The following is a 5,395-nucleotide window of genomic DNA, read 5'->3' on the forward strand; positions in this document are numbered from 1 at the left end:
CATGGCGAAGGAGTCCTTCGGGACGACGGAGCCAGTGGTCTCGGAAAATCGTAACGCTCACACGGTAAGAAGATATCCATCGGTCATTGCGAAAGCATGACTGAAGATGTCGATTCCGTTTGAGAGCTCGAGTCCTTCGGGATGAGGGCAAAAACCAAAAGATCGAACTATAGAGTTTGATCCTGGCTCAGATTGAACGCTGGCGGCATGCCTTACACATGCAAGTCGAACGGCAGCACGGGGGCAACCCTGGTGGCGAGTGGCGAACGGGTGAGTAATGCATCGGAATGTACCCAGTAGTGGGGGATAACCAGTCGAAAGACTGGCTAATACCGCATACGCACTACGGTGGAAAGCGGGGGATCGCAAGACCTCGCGCTATTGGAGCAGCCGATGTCCGATTAGGTAGTTGGTGGGGTAATGGCCTACCAAGCCCGCGATCGGTAACTGGTCTGAGAGGACGACCAGTCACACTGGGACTGAGACACGGCCCAGACTCCTACGGGAGGCAGCAGTGGGGAATTTTGGACAATGGGCGAAAGCCTGATCCAGCAATGCCGCGTGTGTGAAGAAGGCCTTCGGGTTGTAAAGCACTTTTGGCAGGGAAGAAATCGTGCGTGCTAATACCATGCGCGGATGACGGTACCTGCAGAATAAGCACCGGCTAACTACGTGCCAGCAGCCGCGGTAATACGTAGGGTGCAAGCGTTAATCGGAATTACTGGGCGTAAAGCGTGCGCAGGCGGCTTTGTAAGACGGATGTGAAAGCCCCGGGCTCAACCTGGGAAGTGCATTCGTGACTGCAAGGCTAGAGTGTGTCAGAGGGAGGTGGAATTCCGCGTGTAGCAGTGAAATGCGTAGAGATGCGGAGGAACACCGATGGCGAAGGCAGCCTCCTGGGATAACACTGACGCTCAGGCACGAAAGCGTGGGGAGCAAACAGGATTAGATACCCTGGTAGTCCACGCCCTAAACGATGTCAACTAGTTGTCGGGGATTCATTTCCTTGGTAACGCAGCTAACGCGTGAAGTTGACCGCCTGGGGAGTACGGCCGCAAGGTTAAAACTCAAAGGAATTGACGGGGACCCGCACAAGCGGTGGATGATGTGGATTAATTCGATGCAACGCGAAAAACCTTACCTACGCTTGACATGTCAGGAACCTCGAAGAGATTTGAGGGTGCCCGAAAGGGAACCTGAACACAGGTGCTGCATGGCTGTCGTCAGCTCGTGTCGTGAGATGTTGGGTTAAGTCCCGCAACGAGCGCAACCCTTATCATTAGTTGCTACGCAAGGGCACTCTAATGAGACTGCCGGTGACAAACCGGAGGAAGGTGGGGATGACGTCAAGTCCTCATGGCCCTTATGCGTAGGGCTTCACACGTCATACAATGGTCGGTACAGAGGGTTGCCAACCCGCGAGGGGGAGCCAATCCCATAAAGCCGATCGTAGTCCGGATTGCAGTCTGCAACTCGACTGCATGAAGTCGGAATCGCTAGTAATCGCGGATCAGCATGTCGCGGTGAATACGTTCCCGGGTCTTGTACACACCGCCCGTCACACCATGGGAGTGGGTTTTGCCAGAAGTAGTTAGCCTAACCGCAAGGAGGGCGATTACCACGGCAGGGCTCATGACTGGGGTGAAGTCGTAACAAGGTAGCCGTATCGGAAGGTGCGGCTGGATCACCTCCTTTCTAGAGATGGCGCCAATCTTCGCGTCCACACTTATCGGTTGTTCATGTTGAACAGCATCTGGGTCTATTGCCCTGGTCAAAACGCACTGGGTCTGTAGCTCAGTCGGTTAGAGCACCGTCTTGATAAGGCGGGGGTCGATGGTTCGAATCCATCCAGACCCACCATTGTTTACCTGGGGGTGTAGCTCAGCTGGGAGAGCACCTGCTTTGCAAGCAGGGGGTCATCGGTTCGATCCCGTTCACCTCCACCAGTTTTCGGTGGTTCTCAGGGTGCCAGAGGTGTGAAGCGCAAGCTGCAGCGATATGCGGCGGTTTGCGCTTCATTCTTCGGATGAAGGCTGTTCTTTAACAATCTGGAAGAAGATATCGTATTCAGTCTTTTTTGATTTGGATACGGGTTGTGATTGCATACATAACATATCTCTGTTCTCTTGATATGAACCGAGAATTGCGGCAACGCTTGCTTGATCCTGGGATCGTTCTGTTTGCGCTGGACGGTCTGCAAAGTTATAGGGTCAAGTGAATAAGTGCATGTGGTGGATGCCTTGGCGATCACAGGCGATGAAGGACGTAGTAGCTTGCGATAAGCTGCGGGGAGCTGGCAAACGAGCTTTGATCCGCAGATTTCCGAATGGGGCAACCCGGCCCGCAAGGGTCATCCCGCGCTGAATACATAGGCGTGTGGAGGCGAACGCAGCGAACTGAAACATCTAAGTAGCTGCAGGAAAAGAAATCAACCGAGATTCCGAAAGTAGTGGCGAGCGAAATCGGAACAGCCTGTACGTGATAGTCGATTGGTTAACAGAACGGTCTGGAAAGTCCGGCCATAGCGGGTGATAGCCCCGTATGTGAAAACCCATCGGTGATACTGAGCGTACGACAAGTAGGGCGGGACACGTGAAATCCTGTCTGAATATGGGGGGACCATCCTCCAAGGCTAAATACTCGTGATCGACCGATAGTGAACCAGTACCGTGAGGGAAAGGCGAAAAGAACCCCGGGAGGGGAGTGAAATAGATCCTGAAACCGCATGCATACAAACAGTCGGAGCCCGAAAGGGTGACGGCGTACCTTTTGTATAATGGGTCAGCGACTTACATTTAGTGGCGAGCTTAACCGCATAGGGAAGGCGCAGGGAAACCGAGTCCGAACAGGGCGTCCAGTCGCTAGGTGTAGACCCGAAACCGGATGATCTACTCATGGCCAGGATGAAGGTGCGGTAACACGCACTGGAGGTCCGAACCGACTACTGTTGCAAAAGTAGCGGATGAGCTGTGGGTAGGGGTGAAAGGCTAAACAAATCCGGAAATAGCTGGTTCTCCCCGAAAACTATTTAGGTAGTGCGTCGTGTATTGCTCCGGGGGGTAGAGCACTGTAATGGTTGGAGGGGTCATTGAGACTTACTTCGCCATAGCAAACTCCGAATACCCGGAAGTATGAGCACGGCAGACAGACGTCGGGTGCTAACGTCCGACGTCAAGAGGGAAACAACCCAGACCGCCAGCTAAGGTCCCAAAGTACCGCTAAGTGGGAAACGAAGTGGGAAGGCTAAAACAGTCAGGAGGTTGGCTTAGAAGCAGCCACCCTTTAAAGAAAGCGTAATAGCTCACTGATCGAGTCGTCCTGCGCGGAAGATGTAACGGGGCTAAGCGGTACACCGAAGCTGCGGATTTGCCGAAAGGCAAGTGGTAGGGGAGCGTTCTGTAAGTCTGTGAAGGTGAGCCGTAAGGCTTGCTGGAGATATCAGAAGTGCGAATGCTGACATGAGTAGCGTTAAAGCGGGTGAAAAGCCCGCTCGCCGTAAGCGCAAGGTTTCCTACGCAACGTTCATCGGCGTAGGGTGAGTCGGCCCCTAAGGTGAGGGCGAAAGCCGTAGCTGATGGGAAGCAGGTTAATATTCCTGCACCATTGCCAAATGCGATGGGGGGACGGATCGTGAAAGGTTGTCCGGGTGTTGGAAGTCCCGGTTCTTGGCCTGTAGGTGTCTGGTAGGTAAATCCGCCAGGCGTATACCGAGGGGTTGAGACGAGCGAGCTTGCTCGCGAAGCAATTGGAAGGGGTCCCAAGAAAAGCCTCTAAGCTTCAGTTTGGCAAGACCGTACCGCAAACCGACACTGGTGCGCGAGATGAGTATTCTCAGGCGCTTGAGAGAACTCGGGAGAAGGAACTCGGCAAATTGACACCGTAACTTCGGAAGAAGGTGTGCCTTTGTAGCTTGAGTGTGAACAACACGAGGGCGAAGAGGTTGCAAAAAATCGGTGGCTGCGACTGTTTAACAAAAACACAGCACTCTGCAAACACGAAAGTGGACGTATAGGGTGTGACGCCTGCCCGGTGCCGGAAGGTTAAGTGATGGGGTGCAAGCTCTTGATCGAAGCCCCGGTAAACGGCGGCCGTAACTATAACGGTCCTAAGGTAGCGAAATTCCTTGTCGGGTAAGTTCCGACCTGCACGAATGGCGTAACGATGGCCACACTGTCTCCTCCCGAGACTCAGCGAAGTTGAAATGTTTGTGATGATGCAATCTACCCGCAGCTAGACGGAAAGACCCCATGAACCTTTACTGTAGCTTTGCATTGGACTGTGAACCGATCTGTGTAGGATAGGTGGGAGGCTTTGAAGCGTGGACGCTAGTCTGCGTGGAGCCAACCTTGAAATACCACCCTGGTTTGTTTGCGGTTCTAACCTTGGCCCGTTATCCGGGTTGGGGACAGTGCATGGTAGGCAGTTTGACTGGGGCGGTCTCCTCCTAAAGCGTAACGGAGGAGTTCGAAGGTACGCTTGGTACGGTCGGACATCGTGCCTAAAGTGCAAGGGCAAAAGCGTGCTTAACTGCGAGACTGACAAGTCGAGCAGGTGCGAAAGCAGGACCTAGTGATCCGGTGGTTCTGAATGGAAGGGCCATCGCTCAACGGATAAAAGGTACTCTGGGGATAACAGGCTGATACCGCCCAAGAGTTCATATCGACGGCGGTGTTTGGCACCTCGATGTCGGCTCATCTCATCCTGGGGCTGTAGCCGGTCCCAAGGGTATGGCTGTTCGCCATTTAAAGAGGTACGTGAGCTGGGTTCAAAACGTCGTGAGACAGTTTGGTCCCTATCTGCTGTGGGCGTTGGAGATTTGACGGGACCTGCTCCTAGTACGAGAGGACCGGAGTGGACGCACCTCTGGTGTACCTGTTGTCACGCCAGTGGCATCGCAGGGTAGCTAAGTGCGGAAGAGATAACCGCTGAAAGCATCTAAGCGGGAAACTCGCCTGAAGATGAGATCTCCCTGGGGACTTGATCCCCCTGAAGGGTCGTTCGAGACCAGGACGTTGATAGGCTGGGTGTGGAAGCGCAGTAATGCGTTAAGCTAACCAGTACTAATTGCCCGTGAGGCTTGACCCTATAACTTTGCATGGCAAATATGCCCGGCAGCCTCGTGCTGCCGATCGGCAAGCGCTGCCGCAACGTTGTGAATGCAACACCCACAACCCGCACGTCATCAGACGTGTCACAGAATTCCAGTCGAACAGACTGATACGATCTTCTTCCAAATTGGCCCGGTTGCCCCAAAAGGCAGCCAGGCAACAAGTCATGCCTGACGACCATAGCGTGGTGGAACCACCCCTTCCCATCCCGAACAGGACCGTGAAACGCCTCTGCGCCGATGATAGTGAGCAGCTCGCTCGTGAAAGTAGGTCATCGTCAGGCAAAT

The 5,395-nt window shown here is 53.9% G+C and carries 2 tRNA genes and 3 rRNA genes; all 5 read left to right on the plus strand.

The features are described from left to right. The first annotated feature begins 164 nt into the window (after positions 1–164). The 5 genes from HNQ70_RS19835 to rrf all read left to right on the plus strand — a co-directional run bounded on the left by HNQ70_RS19835 (position 165) and on the right by rrf (position 5,391). Positions 165–1,695 (plus strand): 16S ribosomal RNA (locus tag HNQ70_RS19835). A gap of 88 nt (positions 1,696–1,783) precedes the next feature. Then, positions 1,784–1,860: transfer RNA gene (locus tag HNQ70_RS19840), tRNA-Ile, on the plus strand. Between the two features lie 10 nt (positions 1,861–1,870). Further along, positions 1,871–1,946: transfer RNA gene (locus HNQ70_RS19845), tRNA-Ala, on the plus strand. A 262-nt stretch (positions 1,947–2,208) separates the two neighbouring features. After that, positions 2,209–5,085, plus strand: a 23S ribosomal RNA gene (locus tag HNQ70_RS19850). A 192-nt stretch (positions 5,086–5,277) separates the two neighbouring features. Beyond that, a 5S ribosomal RNA gene (gene rrf / locus HNQ70_RS19855) occupies positions 5,278–5,391 on the plus strand. The 16S, 23S and 5S rRNA genes sit together here with 2 tRNA genes alongside, the layout of an rRNA operon. Positions 5,392–5,395: the final 4 nt, after the last annotated feature.

This window comes from Quisquiliibacterium transsilvanicum (assembly GCF_014202215.1).
GTDB lineage: Bacteria > Pseudomonadota > Gammaproteobacteria > Burkholderiales > Burkholderiaceae_E > Quisquiliibacterium > Quisquiliibacterium transsilvanicum.